The organism is Streptomyces sp. NPDC039480 (assembly GCF_055597165.1).
This window is the reverse complement of sequence record NZ_JBVITX010000004.1, coordinates 622,486-645,962: the sequence shown is the minus strand read 5'-3', so window position 1 is coordinate 645,962 and position 23,477 is coordinate 622,486. Positions and strand designations below refer to the sequence as shown.

The window sequence follows — 23,477 nt, the reverse complement described above, 5'->3', positions numbered from 1 at the left end:
ACCGCATGGAGTTCCGGCAGTCGAGCAAGCTCAGCGAGGTCTGTTACGAGATCCGGGGACCCGTCATCGAGCACGCCAACGCGCTGGAGGAGGCGGGCCACAGCGTGCTGCGCCTCAACACCGGCAACCCCGCGCTCTTCGGCTTCGAGGCGCCCGAGGAGATCGTCCAGGACATGATCCGGATGCTCCCCAAGGCGCATGGCTACACGGACTCGCGGGGCATCCTCTCCGCCCGGCGCGCGGTCGCCCAGCGCTATCAGGCGCTCGGCCTGGACGAGGTCTCCGTAGACGACGTTTTTCTCGGCAACGGCGTGTCCGAGCTGGTCACCATGGCCGTACAGGCCCTCCTCGAGGACGGCGACGAAGTCCTCATCCCGGCCCCGGACTTCCCCCTCTGGACCGCCGTGACGACCCTCTCCGGAGGCAAGGCCGTCCACTACGTGTGCGACGAGTCCGCCGACTGGTACCCCGATCTCGACGACATGGCCTCGAAGATCACGGACCGGACCAAGGCCGTCGTGATCATCAACCCCAACAACCCCACGGGCGCGGTCTATCCGAAGGAGATCCTGGAGGGCATCCTCGACCTGGCGCGCCGGCACGGCCTGATGGTCTTCGCCGACGAGATCTACGACCAGATCCTGTACGACGACGCGGTGCACCACAGCGTGGCGGCCCTCGCGCCCGACCTCGTGGTCCTCACCTTCTGCGGCCTCTCCAAGACGTACCGGGTGGCGGGCTTCCGCTCCGGCTGGCTGGTGGTCACGGGGCCGCAGCAGCACGCGAAGAACTACCTGGAGGGCCTGACGATGCTCGCCTCCATGCGGCTGTGTCCGAACGCCCCCGCCCAGTACGCCATCCAGGCCGCGCTCGGCGGCCGCCAGTCCATCCGCGAACTCACCGTGCCCGGCGGGCGGTTGCACGAGCAGCGCGACAAGGCGTGGGAGAAGCTGAACGAGATCCCGGGCGTCTCCTGCGTGAAGCCGAAGGGCGCCCTGTACGCGTTTCCGCGCCTGGACCCGAAGGTCCACCCGATCCACGACGACGAGAAGTTCGTCCTCGACCTCCTCCTCCAGGAAAAGATCCAGGTCGTCCAGGGCACAGGCTTCAACTGGCCCCGCCCCGACCACTTCCGCATCCTCACCCTCCCCTACGCTGACGACCTGGACGCAGCAATCAGCCGCATCGGCCGCTTCTTGAGCGGTTACCGCCAGTGACTCGCCCCGGGAGCCCCGTGTCGCCCTGCACCGCCTGCGGACAGCCCGTCCTCACGCAGTTCGCCTCGCCCGAGCTCGTCGCGCCCATCGTGTACGAGGACTTCGACCGCGCCGCCGACCCGGCCTGGCGCACCTCGGGCGCGGCGACCGTCGAGGACTACGCGCGCTGGTGCGGCCATCTGTGCGGCCTGACGTGCTTCCGCATGGCGCTCGGCGCCGCCGCCCCGCCCCTCTTCGCGCTGCGCGACGGCTCGCTGAAGTACGGCGCGTACACCGAGGTGGACGGGGTCATCAAGGGCATGGTCTACGCCCCGTTCGCCGACTACGCCCGCGAGGAGTTCGGCCTCGACGCCGAGGTCCACCGGCACCTCTCCGTCGAGGAGATCGGCGCGCTCCTCGACGACGGGCGGCAGGTCATCGCCTCCGTGCACTACGAGATCCGTCGTCCGCACCGCCCTTCCCCCGGCCGGGGTGGCCACCTCGTCCTGCTCACCCGGCGTACGGGCGACGGGCTGCTGCACTTCCACAATCCGTCGGGGATCGACGCGCGGACCCGTGCCGTCGACATGTCCGCCGACGAGTTCGAGCCGTTCTTCGCCGGGCGCGGGGTTTCGCTCCGCTGACAGACGGTCACCGCGGCTGCCAGGATGGCGGCATGATGCGTGGAGGCAGCGTCGCCGTCGTGGGCGGCAGCATCGGTGGGTGTGCCGCAGCGCTGGCCGCGCACCGCGGTGGTGCGGGCGAGATCACCGTGTACGAGCGGGCCGCCGGCGATTTGGCGGACCGCGGCGTGGGGCTCGCCGTGCACGACTCCCGTTATGCGGAGCTGGAGTCCGCGGGGTACCTGGACGCGCGCATGCCGTGGGTGCAGCTCGTGCGGCGGCGCTGGTACGTGCGGGACGACTCGGCCGCGTCCCCGCTGGGCCGCGAGATCGCCGTGATGCCGTTCCCCTTCCGGACGTACAACTGGGGTCCGCTCTGGCGGGAGTTGCGGGGGCGTATTCCCCCGAGCGTGGACTTTCGCCAGGGCGCAGCCGTGAGCGCGGTGCGTCCCGGTGACGGGGGCGTCGAGGTGGTCACCGACGCGGGCGGCACCGAACGGCACGACCTCGTCATCGGCGCCGACGGTTACCGCTCCGCAGTCCGCGCCGCCCGCTTCGGCGACGTACGTCCCGCGTATGCGGGGTATCTCGCCTGGCGCGGCGCCTTCCCCGAGGCGCGGCTGAGCGATCCGGAGCTGTGGGCCGACGACGACTGCGTGTACGCCGTCTTCCCCGGCGGCCACGTGATCATCTACCGCATTCCCGACAGCGCGGGCGGCCACCGCGTCAACTGGGTCCTGTACACCGCCCCGCCCGCGGGCCTCGACCTCGGGCTCGGCCTCGACCTGCGGCTCACCGGTCCCACGAGTCTGCCGCCCGGCGGCCTCACGGAGGCGCTCGCCGCCCACCTCGGACACGTGGCGGACGAGCTCCTGCCGCCCTACTGGGGCGCACTCCTGCGGGAGACGGCGCCCGACGAGCTCTTCCTCCAGCCCATGTACGACTTCACCGCGCCGCGCTGCACGGCGGACCGCGTGCTGCTGGTGGGCGACGCGGCGGCGGTGGCCAGGCCGCACACCGGCGCGGGCGCGGTCAAGGCGCTCCAGGATGCGACGGTCCTGGAGGCCGCCCTCACGTCGGCGGACACCTGGGCGGACGCCCTGGCCGCGTACGACGCCGACCGGACCGTCTCCGGCCGTTCGATGGTCGACCTCGGGCGGCGGCTCGGCGGGGCGCTCGTCCAGGCGACACCGGACTGGCGGGCCATGGACCAGGCCGCGATGGAGGTCTGGTGGAAGCAGGCGGACGGGACCGGGGCGTTCGGGGGCCGGGAGCTCAGGCGCCGCTGACCCACGGGAGGTCCCAGCCCGGTTCCGACCCAGTTCAGGCCCGGTTCAGGCGCCGTTTTGGGGATGCGCCACGAAGATCAATAGTATCCGGCGATGATCACAAGACAACGGCCGGCGGCCTGGGTCATCGCCCTGCTCGCCGCCCTGACCGCCGGACTCGTCACGGCAGGCCCCGCCGCCGCCGATGACGACGACGAACCGGCACAGCCCGCCCCCAAGGTCGAACTGGTCCTCGACGTCAGCGGCTCCATGCGGGCCCGCGACATCGACGGCAAGTCCCGGATGGCCGCCGCGAAGCAGGCCTTCAACGAGGTCCTGGACGCGACCCCGGACGAGGTCGCGCTCGGCATCCGCACCCTCGGCGCCAACTACCGCGGCGACGACCGCAAGACGGGCTGCAAGGACACCGAGCTGCTCTACCCCGTCGAGCAGCTCGACAAGGCGGGCCGCACCGACGCGAAGACCGCCGTGGCGACGCTCGCGCCGACCGGCTGGACCCCGATAGGCCCGACGCTGCTCAAGGCCGCCGACGACCTGACGAAGAACGACGACGCCGAGCGCAGCCGCCGCATCGTGCTCATCTCCGACGGCGAGGACACCTGCCAGCCGCTCGACCCGTGCGTGGTCGCCCGCGAGATCTCCGCCAAGGGCATCCACCTCACCATCGACACGCTCGGCCTGGTGCCGGACGCCAAGACCCGCGACCAGCTGAGCTGCATCGCGGAGGCCACCGGCGGGACGTACACGTCGATCCGGCACACCGACGAGCTCTCCGGCCGCGTCAAGCAGTTGGTGGACCGGGCGGCCGATCCGGTCGTCACGCCCGTGGCGGTGAAGGGTGCCGAGCAGTGCACCGAGGCGCCCGAGCTGAAGTCGGGCCTCTACACCGACCGTGAGAAGTTCGGCGAGCACCGCTGGTACCGCGTGGAGGTCCCGGCGGGCAAGGAACTGCGCGCCTCCGTGAGCGTGGCCGCCGACCGGGCCGTCAACAAGGACTACGGCGTGCTGCTGCGCGCGGAGACGCCGCGGGGCCGCGAGATCGTGCGGGGCCAGGAGTCCGGCGACGGGCGCACCGACGTCATCTCGACGGGCCTGCGCCACCCGAGGCCCGAGGCGGACGACGAGGACGACGAGGGCTCCGCGGAGACCGTCTGTCTGCGCGTCAGCAACTCGTTCTCCGCGCCCGCGTCCGTGAAGACGACCCCCGGGCTCCCCGTCGAGCTCGCCGTGGACCTGGTGGACTCCCCCGACGAGGCGTCGGACGTCGCCTCCTTCGGGCTCGGCCACGGCTGGTGGCTGCTCGGTGTGCTCGTCCTCGTCGGCTTCCTGGCCGGTCTGATCTGGGGCTGGCTCTCGCGCTGGCGCTTCGCGGTCTGGAGGACCAACTGATGCGTACGACACGTGCAGCCCAGCGCTTCGCCGCCGTGACCGGTGCCGCCCTGCTCGCCCTCGCCGGTGCCGCGGGCGTGGCCGTCGCGGACGACGAGAAGCCCGCCGAGGTGACGGAGGCGGGCACGTCCTTCCGTACCGCGACCGCGATCCGCCCCGACCAGCAGGCCACGGCGGAGGCATCCACGGGTGACTACCTGTACTGGGCGTTCCCCGTGGACACCGGGCAGCGCGCCACCGTGCACGCGACAGTGAAGCTCCCCGAGGCCGCGGCCCGGCACGCCGCGTCCACCTGGCAGGTCGACGTGTACGACGGGCTGCGGCGCCGCCAGGCCTGCCGGCTCGGCACGCCCACGAAGACGGCCGCCCAGGACGCCTCGTCCGTGTCGCTGTCCTGCACGCTGCGCACCGTCAGGTCCTGGTCGGAGGAGTGGGCGAACGACCCGCTGCCCGGCACCTACTACCTGCGGCTCACGGTCACCGACCTCAAGGCGGACGACCTGGGGCTGCCGGTGCGGGCCGAGGCGAAGGTCACCACGACCGACGCGGGCGGCGCGTACGCGGTGGACGGGGCGCTCGCGGAGCCGCTGGTCCCGGGCGCGGGTGCGGACGGCTCGGACGGCTCGGACGGGCGGCAGACCGCCGCCATGGAGCCGGAGGACGGCTGGTCGGGCGGCTGGTGGTCCTCCCGCTGGGTGTGGACGGCGACCGGCGGCGTCCTCGCGGCGCTGGCGGGCGTCGGCGGTTACGCGCTGACACGCGGCTCGGGACGGCCCGCCCGGGTGCCACAAGGCATGTAGGCGCCGCAGGGCACGTCGTGCCGCAGGGCATGCGGCCGCCGCAAGGCATGGCGTGCCGCAGGGCATGGCGGCCGCAAGGCAAGTAGCCGCCGCACGGCAAGGCGTGCCACAAGGCAAGCAGCCGCCGCACGGCAAGGCGTACCGCAGGACGCCGCAAGGCATGCAATGCCGCAAGGCATGCCCTGCGCCCCCGCTTGCCGGGGCCCGCCGGGCGGGGGGGCCGGGCGGCGTGGCAGGCTCGGTGGTGGCGGTGCCGGACGGCCCGCCACCACCGGGAGAACAGGAACGGCGCGACCATGGGTGATCTGCTCCTCGTCCGGCACGGCGAGACGGAGTGGTCCCTCTCGGGACAGCACACCAGCTGGACGGACATCCCCCTGACGGACAACGGCAGGGAGCAGGCCCGCTCGCTGGCCCCCCTCATCAGCAGCTTCCGGATCGGTGCGGCGTTCACCAGCCCGCGGCAGCGCTCGCGGGAGACGGCGGAGCTGGCCGGTTTCGGCTCCGCCCGGGTGGACCCGGACCTGAGCGAGTGGGAGTACGGCGCGTACGAAGGCGTCACGACCGTCGAGATCCACCGCACCCGGCCGGACTGGTACCTCTTCACGGACGGTGTCGCGCCCGGCCCGCCGGAGCATCCCGGCGAGAGCCCGGAGCAGGTGGGCGAGCGGGCCGACCGCATGCTGGCCAAGGTGGACGCGGCGCTCGCCGACAACGAAGGCAGCGTCGTCCTCTTCGCCCACAGCCACTTCCTGCGCGTCCTCGCGGCCCGCCGCCTGGGCCTGCCCGCGTCCGGCGGCTCGATGTTCCTGCTCGCCACCGGCACCGTGAGCCGGCTGAGCACGGAGCACCGGCGGCACGTGGTGGCGAGCTGGAACCTCCGCCCCCAGCTGCTGAAGTGACCTTTCCCGCCGCATGACCGCTCTGGCGTGATCCGCCGTCGCGGCATTCGACAGACGCGATGATGATCATCAAGACTGCGGTCATGCGATACGGCGTGAATCTCCTCAACTTCGGCTCCGGCACCACCCCCGACTCGCTCGTGCGGCAGGCGACCGACGCCCGTGAACTCGGCTTCGAGTTCGCGATGATCTCCGACCACATCGCGGTGACCCCCGATGTCCACGAGGTCTATCCGGCGCCGTTCTACGACCAGTTCGTGCTCGCCGCACATCTCGCGGGGCGTGTGCCGGGGCTGCGGCTCGGCACGACGATCACCGTGATCCCCTACCGGCACCCGCTCCAGACGGCGCGCCTCGCCGCGAACATCGACCGGCTGAACGCCGCCGGATTCATCCTCGGCGCCGGTGTCGGCTGGTCCGCCGCCGAGTACGAGACGCTCGGCGTGCCGTTCCGCGAGCGCGGCGCGATCACCGACGAGTACCTCACCGCGATCCGCGCCGCGTGGCGCGAGGACCCGACGTCCTTCCACGGCGAGTACGTGGCGTACGACGGTGTCCGCACCGCGCCCGCCCCCGCGACCAGCCCGTGCCTCCCCGTCTGGGTCGGTGGCAACTCCCCCGCGGCGCAGCGCCGCGCGGCCCGCCTGGGCGAGGGCTGGCATCCGTTCATGCCGACGCTGCCGCTGCTGGCCGAGGCGCTGCCCCGCATCGCCGCCGAGGCGGAGGCCGCGGGCCGTCCCGCGCCGGACCTGGTGCCGCGCCTGCAGATCCGGCTCGGACAGCGGCAGGACACTCCGGAGCGGCCGCTCGGGCACGGCAGCGCCGACCAGATCCGGGGCGACCTGGAGACGCTGGCGGAGCTGGGCGCGACGGACGTACTGCTGGACACGTATCCCGGGAGCCCGGCGGAGCGGGCGGACGCGGACGACGACCGCCGCGTCCTGGAACTCCTGATGTCGGTGGCTCCGAGCCCCTGATGTCGGTGGCGCGGGGCACCATCGGCACGTGATGTCAGTGGCACAGGGCACCATCGGTATCAGGTGACGGAACCGGCCGGGAAAGGGGTGCGTGGGGTGAAGCCTTTGACAGCCGCTCAGCGACGGATCGTCGAGGCGGCGGACCCGGAGACCGGGCGTCTCTCCGGCAGCGAGGCCCAGCTGACGGCCCTGGTGCGGGCCCGCCTCGCCTTCCGCCACCCCCGGCCGCCGCACGCGTGCTTCCTGACCCCGGCAGGTCATCGCGTACGGGAGGAGGGCACCCCGGACGCCGCCGCTCCGGAGCCGTCGTCGGCCCCCGAGGCCTCGGACGGGTTCGCCGCGCGCACCGGCGCGGAGACGGCACCGCATGCCGTGGAGGGCCCCGCCCGCGCGCGGGAGGTGCGCAGCGCCTGGGAGGGCCTGGTCGAGCTGCGCCGCATGACGAACACCGACGGGGCCAGGGACCGCCCCTGCGCGTGGGAGCGCACGCACCTCGTGCGGGCGGCGGCGCTGGCCCTGGAGGCGGCGGGCTGCCGCCCCGCGGCCCCCGGCCGCGAGGGTTACCGGGTCGAGGAGACACCGCAGCCCGAGGCCGTCGCCGTGCGGGAGCCGACGCCGGAGGGGCTGCGGGCGTGCGGGGCGGCCCTGGAGCGGGCGGGCTGGCAGGTCAGCGAGCACGCGGAGCCGCGCGCGGGTGACCGCTCCCGCTATGTCCTCGCCTCGCCCCGGAGAAAGTGAGGCACCGGCAGCCGGGCCGGAATTCCTTACAAGGCCGGTGAGTTGAGCGCATCGAGACCGAAGACCACCGAAGGGACCGTCGTGTCAGAGCCGTTTTCCGTGAGTGTCGGCGTCCGTGGGTACGAGACGGACACTCAGGGCCACCTCAACCAGGCCGTCTACCTGCAGTACGCCGAGCACGCCCGCTGGTCGCTGCTGCGCGAGGCCGGCATCGCGCAGACCGACCTCCTGGACAAGGGCGTGGGCCCGGTGGTCCTGGAGAGCACCGTCCGCTACCGGAGCGAGCTGCGCGCCGGGGACGAGACGACGGTGACCTGTACGTTCGTGTGGGGCGAGCGGAAGACCTTCGGCGTCGAGCAGACGATCACGAAGGCGGATGGCACGGTCGCCGCGACGGTCACCTCCGTCAGCGGGCTGCTCGACCTGAAGGAGCGGCGGCTGGTGGCGGATCCGCGTGAGTACTTCAGGGCGCTGGCGGACGATCCGGCGGCGCTCGGCCTCTGATCGCACGCGGCGGCCACGGCTGGGCCCTCACGACGCCTTTCACCGTGTGCATGACATCGTTACCCGACCGACCCACGACGTTCACACAGTCGTCCGCACATCCGTGCCACTCTCCCGATGGTTGATCGGTCAACTCGCGTAGACCGCGCGTTCCTTGGACGGACGTGGGGCGCGCGAGGCCTTCGGGAAAGGACACCCCCCACATGCCCGTCCCGCGTGTACACCGCTGGAAGCCCCTGGCGCTGACGGCCGCGGCGGTACTGGCCGGCATCACCATGCCGACCACGGCCACCGCCACGGCCAACCCCTCCCCCGCATCCGCCTCCGTCGGCGCGTACGACGACACGTACTACAAGGACGCGCTCGGCAAGACGGGCCCCGAGCTCAAGTCCGCGCTGCACACGATCGTCAGCGACCAGACGAAGCTCTCGTACGACAAGGTCTGGGACGCCCTCAAGACCACGGACCAGGACCCGGCGAACAGCTCGAACGTGATCCTGCTCTACACCGGCACCTCCCGGAGCAAGAGCAGCAGCGGCGGCGACCAGGGCGACTGGAACCGCGAGCACGTGTGGGCCAAGTCCCACGGCGACTTCGGCACGGCGACCGGCCCGGGGACCGACATCCACCACCTGCGTCCCGAGGACGTCACGGTCAACAGCATCCGTGGCAACAAGGACTTCGACAACGGCGGCGGCGCGGTGGCCGGAGCGCCCGGCAACCTCACCGACGGCGACTCCTTCGAGCCCCGCGACGCGGTCAAGGGCGATGTGGCCCGCATGATCCTCTACATGGCGGTCCGCTACGACGGCGAGAACGGCTTCCCCGACCTGGAGCCCAACGACCGGGTGGACAACGGCAGCGCGCCCGCCATCGGCCGCCTTTCGGTCCTCAAGCAGTGGAGCGCCGAGGACCCGCCGGACGCGTTCGAGAAGAACCGTAACCAGGTCATATTCGACAAGTTCCAGCACAACCGGAACCCGTTCATCGACCACCCGGAGTGGGTGGAAGAGGTCTGGTGACGCCGGAACGCTCAGTGGGCGGCGAGCGCGCCGAGCTCGGTGAGGTCGTCGGCGTCGAGCCGTAGCCCCGCCGCCGCCACGTTCTCCTCCAGGTGGGCCGGTGACGACGTCCCCGGGATCGCCAGCATCGTCGGGGAGACGGCGAGCAGCCACGCCAGGGTGACCTGGGCGGGGGTGGCCCCGTGCCGGTCCGCGACGCGCCGGAGTGCCGAGAGGTCGGGTGCTCCGGCGCCGCCGAACGGGAAGTAGGGGACGTACGCGATGTCCCGTGCCGTACACAGGTCCACCAGCTCGGCGTGCTCGCGCGTCAGCGGGCTGTACCTGTTCTGGACGGCGACGACGGGCGCGATCTCCTGGGCCTCGGTGAACTGTTCGGGGGTGGCGTTGCTGACGCCGAGGTGGCGGATGAGGCCTTCCTCGCGCAGGGCCGCCAGGGTGGCGAAGCGGTCCTCGCCGGGGCCGTCGGTCCGCAGGAAGCGGAGATAGACCAGGTCGAGGTGGTCCCGGCCCAGCTCACGGAGGTTGCGGTGCACGGCCGCGCGCAGCTCGGCCGGGTCGGCGGGGTTCATCCAGCTGCCGTCCGGGAAGCGGCCGGGCCCGACCTTGGTGGCGATGACCAGGTCGTCGGGGTAAGGGTGGAGGGCCTTGCGGATGAGGTCGTTGGCCGCGATGTCCTCGTAGAAGTAGAAGGCCGCCGTGTCGATGTGGTTCACGCCGAGCTCGACCGCGCGGCGCAGCACGGCGATGCTCCGGTCGGGGTCGTGCGGGGGGCCGTCCCACTGGGCGGCGGGCAGCCGCATCGCGCCGAAGCCCATGCGGTGGACCGGGAGTTCGCCGCCGATGAGGTACTGCCCGGCTGCGGCGGCAGGGGCTTCCGTGGAGTGGTCGGTCGTCGTCATGCGCCAGATCCTCTGCCGCCCGCCCGCAGTGCGCGAACGCGTGGCCACTTGCTGCCACCGTTGACCCCTTGCGGGCCGCGCTCCAGACTGTCGCCACGATGGCAAGCAGACCGACCACACAGAACACACCCAGCGCATCCCACACTGACCAGATCGTGTCCCTGCGGGGCGAGCGGGAGTTGGTGCGCCGGGCCGGGGAGCTGTTCACCGGGGCCCGCGAGGAGTTCCTGTGCGCGGCGGCGGACCTGGTGACCTTCTCGCCGGGGGTGAACGCCGCGTTCGCCGGGGGCAGGCGGCCGCCGCTCGTGCCGGGTGGCCTGACGATGCGGAAGCTGTACACGCCGCGCGCGCTCGCGGACGCCGCGTCGGAGGCGCGGCTCGTCCGGATCGCCGACTCCGGTGCGGAGGTGCGCATCTCGACGGCGCCGCTCGCCCATGAGGCGATCGTCATCGACCGGCGGGTGGCGATCCTCGCCGGGGCGCCGGTGCAGGGGGTGCGGACGTTCACGGTGATCCGTACGCCGGTCGCGGTCGAGGGGGTCAGGGCGCTGGTGTACGCGGCCTGGGAGACGGCCGCCGATCTGGACGAGTTCCGCCGGACGCGGCCTCCCGTGCTGGGTGAGGAGGCACGCCGCGTTCTGCGGGCGCTGGGTGCGGGGCACACCGATGAGGTGACGGCGCGCGAGCTGGGCATGTCGTTGCGTACGTACCGCAGGCGCGTGGCCGAGGTGATGGCGGCGCTCGGTGCGACGTCCCGTTTTCAAGCGGGTCTGCGGGCGCGGGAGTTGGATTGCGGCATTTGGGGCGGGGTGGGCGACCGGCCGTGCTCGGGGCGGTCTAGATTGTCGCTTGATCGTTGAACGCTTGATCGTCGGACCGTACGGTACGGCGACGGGTGAAGGTACGTTGACGTGGCCAGGAGGCTCCCGTGTCAGATCACGACCCCCAGCTCGGCTCAGCAGCCGACATACGCGCGCGCATCGACACCAGCACGCCGCATTCGGCGCGTTTCTGGAACTACTTCGTGGGTGGCAAGGACAACTACGAGAAGGACCGGGAGCTCGGGGACCACATCAAGGAGATCTTCCCTGGCCTGGTCGACGTGGCGCGCACGAGCCGCCTCTTCCTGGGCCGGGCGGTGCGCCATCTGGCCGCGGAGCGGGGCGTGCGGCAGTTCCTGGACATCGGTACGGGGCTGCCGACGGCGGACAACACGCACGAGGTCGCGCAGCGGGCCGCCCCCGACGCGCGCATCGTCTACGTCGACAACGACCCGCTGGTCCTCGCCCACGCGCGGGCGCTGCTGACCAGCACGCCCGAGGGCGAGACGGCGTACATCGACGCGAACCTGTACGAGCCTGAGGCGATCCTGGCGGAGGCCGCGAAGACCCTCGACCTGTCGCAGCCGGTCGCCCTGATAATCCTCAACACGCTGGGCCACGTCGCCGACTTCGCCCAGGCACGCGACCTGGTGTCCCGCCTCATGTCCGGCCTGCCGTCCGGCAGTTACCTGGTCATAAGCGACTCCACGGCCACGAGCGAGGGCATGATCGCGGCATCGAACGAGTACAACAAGAGCGGCGCGATCCCCTACTACGTACGCGACGTCGAGGAAATCGCCGGCTTCTTCACCGACCTCGACCTGCTGGACCCGGGAGTAGCCCAGGTCACACAGTGGCGCCCGGACACGGAGGACCCGACGGCGGTAGACGCATACGGAGCAGTGGCCCGCAAGCCGTAACGAAACCCCGGGCCGTTGCGCTCCCCCCTCCGACAGGGGCCGAGCGCGACGCCCCTGGCGTTACCGCCGCTACTCCGACAGCGCCAGCTCAAGAGCCACGGTGCCGAAATCCGCCCCGACGTATCCGAGTTCGGCCGGACTATTACCACCAGAGCCCCACACGTACACCGGTGCCTCACCGTCCGGGTCCACACGCCTCGTATCGAGGACGAAGTACCCGCCCATTCCGTCGGGGCGGAACGCCACCAGGTGCGCAGGCAGGCCTGCGGAGCCCCGGAGGTCCAGGGTCTCCGTCACAGCTCCCAGCAGCTGACCCTCACGGCGGACGATCCCGTAGAACTCGTCGCCGGCCATGTCGCAGTCTCCGAGCTCACGCAAGAAGAGCTTGTACGACTCGGGGAAGGCCACGCCCAGACGCCGTTCCGCCTCCGCGATGTCGACTTCCGAGCAGCCCCCGGCGAACACCGACTCCTCCGGATGGTCCCGCACAAGCCGCACGAACTGCTCCGCTTCCGCGATCCCCATCAAGAACTTCCCTCCCCGGACCAGCCGATGACCCATTGCCCCTCGCGGAAAAAGTCCTCCAGCGATGCGTGGTCCTCGACCCAATAGTCGCCGCAGCCGTGCACGAAGTCGAACTCAATCACCGGAGGTCGTGAAGACACTGGCGCCCCCTCAGGGTCCCGGGTCACACGGAGCCCTCCGTGTGCCGCAGCCAGCGTTCCAGGGCCTCCCGCGTCTCCTCCGGTGTCTCGGGTGAGACGGCCATGCGGGCGCCGAGCTCCCGCATCGACGGGAGGCGGTGTGGGTCCTTCAGGAGGACGCAGTCCGTCCACTCCTCTCCCTCCACCCCTCGCACGACCACGGTCCCGTCGAGGGAGAGCATCGCGAAGTCGATGTGGCCCGCCCCGCGCCCCGTCACCCGCGCCTCGGCGCCGGCGCCCGCGATGTCGGAGCGACCGGTCAGGGCCACCCGCGCCCACCTCAAGGGGCCAGAAGGCACCGCTTCCCTGTCGCCGACTGCGATCAGGAACTCTGGGGCGTCCATCGGGAAAAGCCCTTGGTCCGCACTGAGCAGGTACCACCCGTGGTCCACCTTTTCCGGTAGGTCGGGTTCGTCGGATGCCACGCTCACGGCCCATTCCTCGCCGCCGGTCTCCACGGAGTCCGCAAGGAATGCGAGGCACGGAGGCATCAGCGGGGCGGACACGTCCGCCAACCCCAGATAACGCAGACCAGCTTGGGCCAGCGAATCCGTCACGGGGCCGCAAAGCCCAGCGCGCAACCGTAGCTGAACTCCGCCTCCAAGAGGTCTGTGAAGATGCCTAGGGGGTCCTGCCAGCGGCCCGTTGCCCAGTCTGCGTTGATGTTTACCGCCAGCATGTGTGTGCCGTCGCGGGTGCCGTAGACGTAGGTCCAGGAGCCGAAGAGGGCGCCGCCCATGCCCCAGACCGCTGTGCCGGAGGGGAGGAGGAGGCGGGAGACGCCGCAGCCGTAGGTGGAGCGGGGTAACCAGTTTTGGGTCTGGGTCATGGTGAGGAGTTCGCGTTGTTGGTCCGGGCGGAGGAGTTGGCCGCCCAGTAGGGCCCCGAAGAAGCGGGTGAGGTCGCCCACCGTGGAGATCATGCCGCCCGCCGCCCAGTACGGGGTCGTGTCCAGTTCCGTGGCGTCGTGGACCGGGGCCTCCGGGTCGGGGGAGAAGAGTTTCGTGTAGTGGCGGGCGTGGGGGGTGGGGAGCGTCTGGTCGGACCCAAGTGGCAGGGATGTGGCCGTCAGGCGGAGTGGGCGTGCTATGCGGTCGGCTATCTCCGCGGTGAGCGTGCGGCCGGTCGCCCGCTCTACGATCATTCCGGCGAGGATGTAGTTGGTGTTGGAGTAGGACCAGCCTGTCCCCGCCGCCGGGAAGTCCGCCGGGTGTGACGTGGCGATCGCGACCAGCTCCGTCGGCGTGTAGCCCTCCTGGCTGCTCAGGGCCTGCTGGTCCTGCGTGTAGTTGAAGACTCCGCTGGTGTGGTCCAGGAGTTGGCGCACGGTGATCGTCGTGCCGTCGTGGCCGTTGCCCGTGACCACGCCCGGCAGCCAGTGGTCCACCGTGTCCGTCAGGGACAGGCGGCCCTCCGCCGCCAGTTGCAGGACCACCGTGGCGGTGAAGGTCTTCGTGATGCTGCCGATCCGGAACCGGTCCTCGGGCCCGCGCACCCGGCCCGTCCCCGTGTCGGCGACCCCCGCCGTGCCCGTCCAGTGGCCGCCACCGTCGCGCACCTGGGCGAGGATGCCCGGCACGCCCCCTTCCCGCACGGCTTCGTCGAGCACACACTGGGCGGCGCCGTGGTCCCGGCGCCGGTGCGTGACGCGCGCCGTTGGAGCGGCGTCTTTCATGTGTTGTTCCCTCCTGGTTCCCTCGGGTTACCCCTGGTATCTCTTTCGCGGTACCTGAAAGCTACGTTGCGCATATGCCCAAGTGAGCAGTTCAGGCAAGGGAACTCCCGGAAAAGCGCCGGTTTTTCGCGTCTTGTAGCGTCATCAGTGACAGCTAACGCAACGCACGCGCACGGGCGTGCACATCCGGTGGGGGCCACATGGGCGGCGGCAGACTGACCGCTGAGGAGCGGAAGGACATCGAGGCGGGGCTCACCGAGGGTTTGACGTACGCCGCGATCGCCCGGCTCCTCGGGCGGCCGACCTCGACCGTCAGCAGGGAGGTCGCCCGCAACAACGGGCCCGGCGGCTACCGCGCCGAGCACGCCGACCGCGCCGAGGCCTGGCGCCGCCGCAACCGCCCGCCCCGCCCCACGCCGCACCCCGGCGTCAATCCCCACCCCCACGCCGACACCGACGCCGAGGTCCAGGTCAGCGTCCCGGACGGCCTCGCGGCCGACGCCGTCCTCGCCTACATGGACAGGTTCGCCGCCATGCTGATCGGCACCGGACTCCCCCGCACCGCCGCCAAAGTGCTCGCCTGCCTGGTCACCACGCCCTCCGGCACCCAGACCGCCGCGGAGCTCGCGCAGCGCCTCGGGATCAGCCCGGCCTCCGTGTCCAAGGCCGTGGGCTACCTCGCCGGGCTCGACATCCTGACGCGCGAGCACGAGCACGCGCCCGGCCGGCGCCGCGAGCGGTACGTCATCGATGACGGCGTCTGGCTCCGTGCCTGGCTGACCAGCGCGGAGCAGAACGCGGTGTGGGCCGAGACCGCGCAGGAGGGCGCCGAGCTGTTCGGACCCGGGACCCCGACGGGCGCGCGGCTCGAAGCCATGCACAGGTTCTTCGCGCAGGCCCACCAGGACATGACCGGGCCGTCGGCCACCGCGTTCCTCGACGACGCGCTCACCGTGCTCGCCGCCCTGCTCCACGCGGCCCGGCCCCTCACCACCGACGAGCTCGCCGCCGCCCTCGGCTGGCCGCGGGAGCGTACGGCGACGGCCGTGCACGCCGTGGACAGCGCCGAGCAACAGCGGGGCACCTCATGCCCGTTGATACTCCGGCGCGCCCCCTCCGGCGCGTACCGGGTCGTGTCCCACCCGGACCGGCTCACCCCCGCCCAGCGCGCGGCACTGCGCCGGTAGCACGCCTCACCCGATCCCCCGCTCCTCGTCGTACGCCGCCCTCGACTCCGCGATCGTGACGCGGTGGCGTTCCGCCCAGCCGGTCAGCGACAGCAGCGTGTCGTGCAACTCGCGGGCCACCGGCGTGAGTTCGTACTCCACCTTCGGCGGGACCGTCGGATGCACCGTCCGCTTCAGCAGTCCGTCGCGCTCCAGATTGCGCAGGGTCAGCGTCAGCATGCGGCGGCTGATGCCCTCGATGACACGCTCCAGTTCGGTGAAGCGGATCGGGCCGCGCGCCGCCGCGATGATGATCGGGACGCTCCACTTGCCGACGACCCTGTCAATAACCTCGCGGACCGGGCACGCTTCCGCGTTCACCACCTGCGAGGTAACACCGGTGTTCCCCTGGGACATCAAAGTGCCTCCTTACTCCCCACCCTCGTGGCCGTCCACGATGAGCCCCGTTACAAGTCGTGCACCTTTGCAGCTCAGAGGCGCCCAGTACGGAGGTTGTCACCATGTCCCAAGCCGTGTCCGAGGTCAACGTCCCCGCATCGTCGGCGCCCCCGTCGGCGCCCCCGCCGGCGTCCCGGTGGGCGTCGCTCGCCGTCCTCTCCTCCGGGCTCCTGATGACCATCATCGACGGCAACATCGTGACCGTCGCGATGCCCGCCATCCAGAGCGACCTCGGCTTCTCCGCCGCCGGCCTCGCCTGGGTGGTCAACGCCTATCTCATCGCCTTCGGCGGGCTCCTGCTCCTCGTCGGGCGGCTCGGCGATCTCGTCGGGCGCAAGCGGATGTTCGTGTCCGGGCTCGCGCTCTTCACCGCCGCCTCGGTCCTGTGCGGCGTCGCCACCGACCAGGGCGTGCTGGTCGCGGCCCGCGCCCTCCAGGGCGTCGGCGGCGCGATGACCTCCGCCGTCGTCCTCGGCATGCTCGTCGCCCTCTTCCCCGAGCCGCGCGAACAGGCCAAGGCCATCGCGGTGTTCAGCGCGGTCGGCGCGGCGGGCGGGGCGCTCGGCACGTTCCTCGGCGGGGCCCTCACCGAGACCCTGAACTGGCACTGGATCTTCCTGATCAACCTGCCGGTCGGCGTCGCCGCCCTCGTCGCGGCGGTCCGCGTGCTCGCCCCGGACGAGAAGAGCGACCGCGGCACGGGGCTCGGCGGCGGCGCCGACTACCCCGGCGCCGCCCTCATCACCGGCGCCCTCATGCTCACCGTCTACACCATCGTCACCACCGCCGAGCACAGCACCGCCGCGACGCTCTCGCTCGCCGCAGGGTCCCTCCTCCTGTACGTCGTCTTCGCCGCCCGCCAGGCTCGCGCCGCACGCCCCCTGCTGCGCCTGGGCCTCTTCCGCTCGCGCCTTGTGACCGGCGCCAACGCCGTGCAGATGCTGATGATCGCCGGCATGTACGGCTTCCAGTACATCGGCGCCCTCTATCTCCAAAACGTCCTCGGCTACGGCGAGTTGCAGACCGGCGTCGCCTTCCTGCCCGCGCCCGTCGCCATCGGCGTCCTGATGCTCGGCCTCTCCGCGAAGGTCATCGGCCGCTTCGGCGCCCACCGCACGCTCCTCGCGGGCCTCGCCCTGATCACGGCGGGCCTCGCGCTCCTCGGCCGACTGCCCTCGGACGGTTCGTACGCCCTCGACGTGCTGCCCGGCATGCTGCTGCTCGGCGCCGGTTTCGCCGCCGCGCTGCCCGCGGTGACGGGCCTCGCGATGGGCGGCGTGGCCGAGGAGGATGCGGGCCTGGCCTCCGGGCTCTTCAACACCACGCAGGTGATGGGCGGTTCGCTCGGTCTCGCGGTCCTGACGACGCTGGCGGCCGGCCGCACCGAGTCCCTCACGGACGGCGGTACGTCCGCCCTCGCCGCCGCGGCCGACGGCTACCGGCTCGCCTTCTGGGTCGCCTCGGGCATCGCGGCGGCGGGCCTCGTCCTGGCCGCGGCCGTGCTGCGGCCCGCCCCCGGGAAGTCCGGCAGGGCCAGCTGAGCCCACACCGTCTTGCCGACCGCCCGGCCCGTCACACCCCACTCCGCGGCCAGCGCCGCCACGATCACGAGCCCCCGGCCCGACTCCTCGTCGCCCGCCGGGGGTTCCGTCGTCTCCGGCGGCACACGTTCGTCCCGCGTGTCGGACACCTCGATACGCAACGTGTCCGTGTGCAGCGTCAGGACCACCTCGAAGTCCCGGCCCTCCACGCGCCCGTGGGTCACGGCGTTCGCCGCGAGCTCGGCGACGATCGCCTCGGCGGCGTCCGAGAGTTCGGAGTCGTACGCGATGCCCCAGCCGTCCAGGTGGTACCTGGCCAGCCTCCTGGCCAGGCGGGCACCCCGGGGCGTGGCACTGAGACGCTGCACGAAGGTGTGGAGGACGGCCGTGACGGCGGTCTGGGTTCGGCTCGGCATACGCCCACGGTGGCCCCGCCGCGAGGCCCGTCACCAGCCACGAAACTCGTACGCTACGTAACTGTACGAGTACGAACAGTGGACAGTACGGGTAACCCACCGTGACCATGGGTGCGTTCAGCGGGGACCGGTAAACGAGCGTCAGGGGATGCCCGTGATGTCGTCAAGTACGCAGGGCAGTAACGAGCCCGAACCGACCGATGGGCTCAGGGCCTTCGGCGCGGTCCTGAAAAGCTTCCGAAAACGCGCCGGGTACACACAGGAGTCCCTGGCCCGGGAGATCGGCTACTCGGTCCACTTCCTGGCCTCCATCGAGCAGGGCAGACGCTTTCCGCCGGCCCGGTTCATCGACCAGTGCGAGGCCACGCTCGACGCGTTCGGCACACTGCGGCTGGCCGCGAATCAGCTGTCACGGCAGCGGGGGCTGGCGTCGTGGTTCCGGAAGTGGGCCCAGCTCGAACAGGAGGCGGTGGCCCTCTCGACGTACGAGTGCCGGTTGATCCCGGGCTTGCTGCAGACGGAGGCGTACGCGCGGACGCTGTTCCTCAACCAGTTGCCCCCGCAGGGCGACGAGGAGATCGAGGCCCTGATGACGGCGCGGGTCGAGCGCCAACTCCTCCTCACGGAGCGGCCGAACACCGCGTACAGCTTCATCCTTGAGGAACATCTGTTCCTGCGCGGCATGGGTGGGCATGACGTCACCATGGAACTCATCGACCACGTTCTCGGGCTCGCGGAGCGCCGGAACATCGAGCTTCAGATCATGCCGGTAGTGCGGGAGAGTCATGCGGGGATGGATGGCCCTCTTCAGCTCCTGGAAACGCCGGACAACAAATGGTTCGCCTACGCAGAGGGCCAGCGGAGCGGGCAGCTCATCTCCACTCCGAAAGAGATCAGCGTGCTCCAGATGCGGTATGCCAGGATGCGCGCACAGGCTCTCTCGTTCGAGGACTCGGTGAGCCTGCTGGAGCGGATGCGAGGAGCGTAATGAGCACCCCCGAACTGGCCTGGTTCAAGAGCAGCTACAGCGGCGGCTCAGGCGACGACTGCCTTGAAGCCGCACTCGCGTGGCGCAAGTCCAGCTACAGCAGTGGGGGCGACGGCGACTGCATAGAGTTCGCCCCCTGCCCCACCACCATCCACATCCGCGACTCCAAGCGCCCCGAGGGCCCGCGCCTCGCCCTGGAGCCCCGCGCCTGGGCGGAGTTCGTGTCGTACGCCGTCGCCGACACCCGCCCTGGGACTCGCCAGAATTTGGACTTTGGAGCCAAACTTTGATGATTCAGGCCATAAAAGACATTTGATCAGCCTTCAGCAAGCGCAGCGCGTCGTACTTCCCTAGGTTGGGAACTGTCAGGCGGAGTATCTCTCCGCCTGAACAATCGAAGGAAGTAACACCATGCGCACCATGCGCACGACCACTGCCAGGACATTCCTCATCGCCACGATCGCTGTGGCCGGTCTCGCCTTCACTCCCGCTCTCGCCTCCGCCCAGCCCGGTACGGGCAGCGCCCCTACGCAGAGCATGGCCGGGTCCCCCGGCAGCAACGGTGCGAACGGCATCGGGACCCTCGGCGGTATCGGTGGCCTCGGCGGCACCGGTGGCGCCGCGGGTGCCAACGGCAACGGCGGCAACGGAGGCGCGGGCGGCAACGCCACCGGCGTCGCGAGCGTCGGCGGACTCGGCGGCACGGGCGGAGCCGGCGGAGCCAACGGCAACGGCGGCAACGGCGGTTACGGCGGCGAGGCCAAGCTCGGCGGCACCGGCGGCCAGGGCGGCGTGGGCGGCGTCGGCGACGCCGGGGCCGGCATCAACGGCGGCAAGGGCGGCAACGGCGGGGCGGCCATCGTCTCGGGCGGCCACACGGGCGGCAAGGGTGGCGCCGGAGGCGCGGCCAGTCCGGTGTGTCCGGGCAAGCCCGGCGGCAACGGAACCGCTGCCACGACGACCGCGAACGGCACCACCGGCGCAACAGGTGCCGCAGGCAGGACCACTCTCCCCTGCTGACCACCTCCGGTGAGCGAAGCACCGCAGCAGGACCCACGAGCGCCCGGCCGGGAGACCCCGGCCGGGCGCTTTCCGTCGTCCGCGGGTCGCGCGGGACTCAGTCGTCCAGGCTGTCCATGACCTTGCCGAGGTCGACGAACTTGAAGTTCGTGGCGGGGCGGTCACCGTCGCCGGGGGCGTCGTGGCCGTCCTGGACGACCAGCAGGCCGTTCGGGTACTTGGGGCCGAGCGGCTCGTTCAGCGCGGCCGCGCCGTCGCACTCCTCGGAGCCGTCGAGCGTGCCGCCCGCGGGGGTGACCCGGAAACCGCCCTCGTACTCGTTGTTGTCGCTCAGCTCGCGGTCGTAGGCGGCGAACGTGTTGTCGCCCTGGCTGGAGGCGAGGAGGTAGCCGTCGCCGTCGGCCTCCTTGACGAGGGTGAGACCCTCGACGTCGGCCGAGATGCGCTTGCCGCCGTAGCCGGGGTCGGTGCCCGGCGTGCACTCCTCGGTCTCCTCGTCGTAGACGCCGGGGACGCCGTACTCGCGGACCTTGTCGACCAGCTTGGGCGTGCCGGTCAGGTCGGCGCGCAGCCGCCAGATGCCGACGTCCTCCTGGCCGGCGTACAGCGTGCCGTTGGCCGGGTCCACGACCATGCCTTCGACCTGCGGGAGCTCACCGGGCTCGCCGCACGGCGCCCACGAGGTGCCGTTCGGCAGCCGGAATGAGGACGGCAGGTCCAGCGTGCGGACCTTGCGGTACGAGACCTTGCCGCCCTGGGCGGGGGTGAGTTCGAGGAGGGCGACGCTGGTGCGCTCACGCCGGCTGACCAGGGCGTACGAGCGGCCGGTGGCCCTGTCCTGCCAGGTCGCGAGGCCATACGCGGTGCGCTGCTCGTTGATCTCGTCCTGGTCGGCGGAGAACACGGGCGGGGCGGCGGGGTCCGTGACGTCGGTGAGCGGGCCGCCGGGGCGGTCGCGGTCGATGCGGTAGAAGCGCAGCCGGTCGTGGCCGCGGTCGCTGGTGACGGCGAGGTCGGCGGGGCCCGCGGAGAGCTTCAGGCCGTGCACGAGGTCGACGTTGTTGAAGCGGCCGGGGGCGTCGTCGGGGCCCGCGGGCGGCGGGGCGGCGATCGACTGGAGGGGGCGCGCGTCGAGGTCGTAGGCGCGCAGCCCGCCCTCCTTGGCGGTGGCTATCACGAGGCTGCGTGCCGGGTTCGCGGCGTCGCGCCAGATCGCCGGGTCGTCGGCGTCGGCGTTGCCGCCCGCGTCGTCGTCGTGGAGGACGGGGGTCTCGGCGCGGGGCGTGACGGCGGGCAGCGGGTCGGCGGCGGTGGCGGTGGTCGCCGCCGTGGCCGCCGTGGCCGCCAGGACGGTGGCCAGGGCGAGAGCGACCGAACCGATCGTTCGGCGCGTTCGGCGGGTCGGACAGTGTCTGGTCACGCGATGTCTCCTCGTTCCGGGAACGGACGGATCTTGCGTGAGACTGGGGCCTCTCCGTGTCGCTCCGGCATACACCGCGCGTCCGGTAACACCCCGCCAGAATGTACACAGCGTGAACCGTGATGGGGACCCAGCATCTCTGGGTCCCCATCAAGTCAGGTGCGGCTCAGCCGCGTTGCGACTCCACGAGCTCCTGCGCCTCCTCGTCCGTCGACACCGACGGCGGCGAGCCCTCCAGCGGCCGGCGGGCCGTCTCCTTCATCGCGGCCACCGCGACGATGCCGACGAGTCCGGCGAGCATCGTGTAGAACGCGGGCATCAGGTCGTTGCCGGTGGCGCCGATCAGGGCCGCGACGACCAGCGGGGTCGTACCGCCGAAGAGCGAGACCGAGATGTTGAAGCCGATGGACAGCGAGCCGTAGCGGACGTCCGTCGGGAAGAGGGCCGGGAGCGACGACGACATGACGCCGAGGTAGCAGACCAGGGCGAGGCCGAGGATCAGCAGACCCGTGAAGACCGCCACCGTGCCGCCCTGCTGGATGAGCAGGAACGCGGGGAGGGCGAGGACGAAGAAGCCGACCGAGCCCGCCATCAGGACCGGCTTGCGGCCGATGCGGTCGGAGAGGCGGCCCACCGAGTTGATGAGGGCCATCAGGATCAGCATCACGACGACGATGGACATCAGGCCGCCGGTCTCACCGAAGCCGAGCTGCGTGAGGTAGGTCGGCATGTACGACAGCAGCATGTAGTCGGTGACGTTGAACGCCGCGACCAGCGCGATGCAGAGCAGCATCGCGCGCCACTGGCCGAAGAAGGACTCCCTGAAGGACTTCTTCTGGCGTTCCGCCGCGGGGCCGCCCTCCTCCATCTTCTGGAAGGCGGGCGACTCGTCGAGCTTCATCCGCAGGTAGAGGCCGATGAGGCCGAGCGGCGCCGCCACCATGAACGGGACGCGCCAGCCCCACGACTGCATGGCGTCGTCGCTGAGCAGCGCGGTCAGCGTGGTGACGAGGACCGCGGCGACCGTGTAGCCGACGAGGGTGCCGAACTCCAGGAAGGAGCCCCAGAATCCGCGGCGCTTGTCGGGCGCGTACTCGGCGATGAAGGTCGCCGCGCCCCCGTACTCGCCGCCCGTGGAGAATCCCTGCACCATGCGGCAGAGGACGAGGAGGACCGGCGCCCAGACGCCGATCGAGGCGTAGCTCGGGATCAGGCCGATCGCCAGCGTCGCCGTCGACATCATGATCATGGTGAGCGCGAGGATCTTCTTGCGGCCGACCCTGTCGCCGAGCGGGCCGAAGAACATGCCGCCGATGGGGCGCACCAGGAAGGCGGCGGCGAACGTCGCCAGGGAGGAGAGGGTCTGCGCGGTCTCGTTCCCGGAGGGGAAGAACTCCTTGCCGATGATGACGGCGAGGTAGGCGTAGACGCCGAAGTCGTACCACTCCATGGCGTTGCCCAGCGCGGTCGCCTTCACCGCGCGCTTGACCTGGGCCTCCTCGGTGACGGTGATGTCCGACCGGCGCAGGCGGGGGTGCTTGCGGCGGTGGATCGCCCGGAAGAGCGCGCGGTGCCGGGCCACCGCCTCGGGGGCGGGCGGTGCCGGTGTTTCGGGGGCTTCGGGCGCGCTCACGGGGTTGTCACTCTCTCTGTCGGCACTCTCGGCATGTGGATCGGTCGTCGATCAACATTGCCAAGCCGTGCGGGTGCGAGTGCCCGGCGATGGTCCTCGCGCCGGGGGTCCCAAGTCCCGCCGGGAAGGGACTTCGGTCCCGTTTGAGCGAGACGGACGCCGGACCCACGTCCTTCCGGGTGAGCCCGTGCGCTTCGAGCCGCCGGTCGACGAACGGGACCACGACGCCGGAGATCATGGCGGGGACCTTCGGGGACAGGGACATACGGCGGGGGCATTCAGGTGCCGCCGCTCCCGTTGAGCCGGGGGCCGCCGGGGAAAGAGACCCCTCGGCACCGCGCCCCAGCTGCCCGACCGCCCGACCGACCGACGGAG

At 71.4% G+C, this 23,477-nt stretch carries 25 protein-coding genes; 17 read left to right on the top strand and 8 right to left on the bottom strand.

Annotated features, from left to right (window positions below; genetic code table 11):
* Positions 1–5: 5 nt before the first annotated feature.
* From ACZ56E_RS16745 to ACZ56E_RS16700, 10 genes are all read left to right on the top strand, one after another.
* The gene (locus ACZ56E_RS16745) at positions 6–1,217 is read left to right on the top strand and encodes a pyridoxal phosphate-dependent aminotransferase (RefSeq protein ID WP_362989124.1); all 1,212 of its coding nucleotides are present in this window, start codon (positions 6–8) and stop codon (positions 1,215–1,217) included.
* A 17-nt stretch (positions 1,218–1,234) separates the two neighbouring features.
* Entirely contained in the window at positions 1,235–1,840 is a 606-nt protein-coding gene (locus ACZ56E_RS16740) for a peptidase (RefSeq protein WP_471214745.1), read from the top strand.
* 35 nt (positions 1,841–1,875) lie between these two features.
* On the top strand, positions 1,876–3,108 hold the full coding sequence (locus ACZ56E_RS16735) for an FAD binding domain-containing protein (RefSeq protein WP_471214846.1): 1,233 nt from the start codon (positions 1,876–1,878) through the stop codon (positions 3,106–3,108).
* Between the two features lie 93 nt (positions 3,109–3,201).
* Positions 3,202–4,497 carry a VWA domain-containing protein gene (locus tag ACZ56E_RS16730; protein WP_471214743.1) on the top strand — a complete coding sequence of 432 codons (1,296 nt, stop codon included), beginning with the start codon at positions 3,202–3,204 and terminating at the stop codon, positions 4,495–4,497.
* On the top strand, positions 4,497–5,297 hold the full coding sequence (locus ACZ56E_RS16725) for a hypothetical protein (protein ID WP_471214741.1): 801 nt from the start codon (positions 4,497–4,499) through the stop codon (positions 5,295–5,297). Before ACZ56E_RS16730 ends, ACZ56E_RS16725 begins: the two co-directional genes overlap by 1 nt.
* A 296-nt stretch (positions 5,298–5,593) precedes the next feature.
* A complete protein-coding gene (locus ACZ56E_RS16720; RefSeq protein WP_468602091.1) occupies positions 5,594–6,199 on the top strand; it encodes a histidine phosphatase family protein in 606 nt (201 codons plus the stop codon).
* A gap of 83 nt (positions 6,200–6,282) precedes the next feature.
* Positions 6,283–7,176, top strand: a complete 894-nt coding sequence (locus ACZ56E_RS16715; RefSeq protein ID WP_468602092.1) for a TIGR03619 family F420-dependent LLM class oxidoreductase — start codon at positions 6,283–6,285, stop codon at positions 7,174–7,176.
* 96 nt (positions 7,177–7,272) lie between these two features.
* The gene (locus ACZ56E_RS16710; RefSeq protein WP_471214739.1) at positions 7,273–7,914 is read left to right on the top strand and encodes a hypothetical protein; all 642 of its coding nucleotides are present in this window, start codon (positions 7,273–7,275) and stop codon (positions 7,912–7,914) included.
* Between the two features lie 81 nt (positions 7,915–7,995).
* On the top strand, positions 7,996–8,418 hold the full coding sequence (locus ACZ56E_RS16705) for an acyl-CoA thioesterase (RefSeq protein ID WP_468602096.1): 423 nt from the start codon (positions 7,996–7,998) through the stop codon (positions 8,416–8,418).
* Positions 8,419–8,621: 203 nt separating this feature from the next.
* Complete coding sequence (locus ACZ56E_RS16700; RefSeq protein WP_471214736.1) at positions 8,622–9,440, top strand: endonuclease I family protein; 819 nt, start codon at positions 8,622–8,624, stop codon at positions 9,438–9,440.
* 11 nt (positions 9,441–9,451) lie between these two features.
* Here the strand turns inward: ACZ56E_RS16700 and ACZ56E_RS16695 are convergent, their stop codons facing one another.
* A complete protein-coding gene (locus tag ACZ56E_RS16695) occupies positions 9,452–10,339 on the bottom strand; it encodes an aldo/keto reductase (protein ID WP_471214735.1) in 888 nt (295 codons plus the stop codon).
* Between the two features lie 98 nt (positions 10,340–10,437).
* Here ACZ56E_RS16695 and ACZ56E_RS16690 point away from each other — a divergent pair, with 98 nt between their 5' ends.
* Together ACZ56E_RS16690 and ACZ56E_RS16685 are read left to right on the top strand one after the other, a co-directional pair.
* Positions 10,438–11,199, top strand: coding sequence for a DNA-binding response regulator (locus ACZ56E_RS16690; protein WP_471214733.1), 762 nt, complete (start codon positions 10,438–10,440; stop codon positions 11,197–11,199).
* 68 nt (positions 11,200–11,267) lie between these two features.
* Complete coding sequence (locus tag ACZ56E_RS16685; RefSeq protein ID WP_471214732.1) at positions 11,268–12,080, top strand: SAM-dependent methyltransferase; 813 nt, start codon at positions 11,268–11,270, stop codon at positions 12,078–12,080.
* Between the two features lie 69 nt (positions 12,081–12,149).
* Here the strand turns inward: ACZ56E_RS16685 and ACZ56E_RS16680 are convergent, their stop codons facing one another.
* From ACZ56E_RS16680 to ACZ56E_RS16670, 3 genes are all read right to left on the bottom strand, one after another.
* Entirely contained in the window at positions 12,150–12,605 is a 456-nt protein-coding gene (locus ACZ56E_RS16680; RefSeq protein ID WP_471148059.1) for an SMI1/KNR4 family protein, read from the bottom strand.
* A 163-nt stretch (positions 12,606–12,768) separates the two neighbouring features.
* The gene (locus ACZ56E_RS16675; RefSeq protein ID WP_471214730.1) at positions 12,769–13,053 is read right to left on the bottom strand and encodes a hypothetical protein; all 285 of its coding nucleotides are present in this window, start codon (positions 13,051–13,053) and stop codon (positions 12,769–12,771) included.
* Positions 13,054–13,337: 284 nt separating this feature from the next.
* Entirely contained in the window at positions 13,338–14,459 is a 1,122-nt protein-coding gene (locus ACZ56E_RS16670; protein ID WP_471214729.1) for a serine hydrolase domain-containing protein, read from the bottom strand.
* A gap of 200 nt (positions 14,460–14,659) precedes the next feature.
* On the opposite strand from ACZ56E_RS16670, the gene ACZ56E_RS16665 reads away from it, so the two are divergent.
* Entirely contained in the window at positions 14,660–15,646 is a 987-nt protein-coding gene (locus ACZ56E_RS16665; protein WP_471214727.1) for a GbsR/MarR family transcriptional regulator, read from the top strand.
* Between the two features lie 6 nt (positions 15,647–15,652).
* On the opposite strand, the gene ACZ56E_RS16660 is transcribed toward ACZ56E_RS16665, so the two are convergent.
* Positions 15,653–16,042 carry a winged helix-turn-helix transcriptional regulator gene (locus ACZ56E_RS16660; RefSeq protein WP_471214725.1) on the bottom strand — a complete coding sequence of 130 codons (390 nt, stop codon included), beginning with the start codon at positions 16,040–16,042 and terminating at the stop codon, positions 15,653–15,655.
* Between the two features lie 215 nt (positions 16,043–16,257).
* Between ACZ56E_RS16660 and ACZ56E_RS16655 the strand changes: the two genes are divergently transcribed.
* Complete coding sequence (locus ACZ56E_RS16655; protein ID WP_471214845.1) at positions 16,258–17,625, top strand: MFS transporter; 1,368 nt, start codon at positions 16,258–16,260, stop codon at positions 17,623–17,625.
* Here ACZ56E_RS16655 and ACZ56E_RS16650 read toward each other — a convergent pair.
* Positions 17,520–18,041: an ATP-binding protein gene (locus ACZ56E_RS16650; RefSeq protein WP_471214723.1), complete on the bottom strand. Its 522-nt coding sequence runs from the start codon at positions 18,039–18,041 to the stop codon at positions 17,520–17,522. The two genes, ACZ56E_RS16655 and ACZ56E_RS16650, sit on opposite strands and share 106 nt — an antisense overlap.
* A 148-nt stretch (positions 18,042–18,189) precedes the next feature.
* Between ACZ56E_RS16650 and ACZ56E_RS16645 the strand changes: the two genes are divergently transcribed.
* The 3 genes from ACZ56E_RS16645 (at position 18,190) to ACZ56E_RS16635 (ending at position 20,049) form a co-directional block, all read left to right on the top strand.
* Positions 18,190–19,029 carry a helix-turn-helix domain-containing protein gene (locus tag ACZ56E_RS16645; RefSeq protein ID WP_471214720.1) on the top strand — a complete coding sequence of 280 codons (840 nt, stop codon included), beginning with the start codon at positions 18,190–18,192 and terminating at the stop codon, positions 19,027–19,029.
* The gene (locus ACZ56E_RS16640; protein WP_471214717.1) at positions 19,029–19,319 is read left to right on the top strand and encodes a DUF397 domain-containing protein; all 291 of its coding nucleotides are present in this window, start codon (positions 19,029–19,031) and stop codon (positions 19,317–19,319) included. The genes ACZ56E_RS16645 and ACZ56E_RS16640 overlap by 1 nt, the downstream gene beginning before the upstream one ends.
* A 130-nt stretch (positions 19,320–19,449) precedes the next feature.
* Entirely contained in the window at positions 19,450–20,049 is a 600-nt protein-coding gene (locus tag ACZ56E_RS16635; RefSeq protein WP_471214715.1) for a hypothetical protein, read from the top strand.
* 97 nt (positions 20,050–20,146) lie between these two features.
* Here the strand turns inward: ACZ56E_RS16635 and ACZ56E_RS16630 are convergent, their stop codons facing one another.
* Both ACZ56E_RS16630 and proP read right to left on the bottom strand, forming a co-directional pair.
* Entirely contained in the window at positions 20,147–21,409 is a 1,263-nt protein-coding gene (locus tag ACZ56E_RS16630; RefSeq protein ID WP_471214843.1) for a phytase, read from the bottom strand.
* A gap of 226 nt (positions 21,410–21,635) precedes the next feature.
* Positions 21,636–23,102, bottom strand: a complete 1,467-nt coding sequence (gene proP / locus ACZ56E_RS16625) for a glycine betaine/L-proline transporter ProP (RefSeq protein WP_471214713.1) — start codon at positions 23,100–23,102, stop codon at positions 21,636–21,638.
* Between the last annotated feature and the right edge of the window lie 375 nt (positions 23,103–23,477).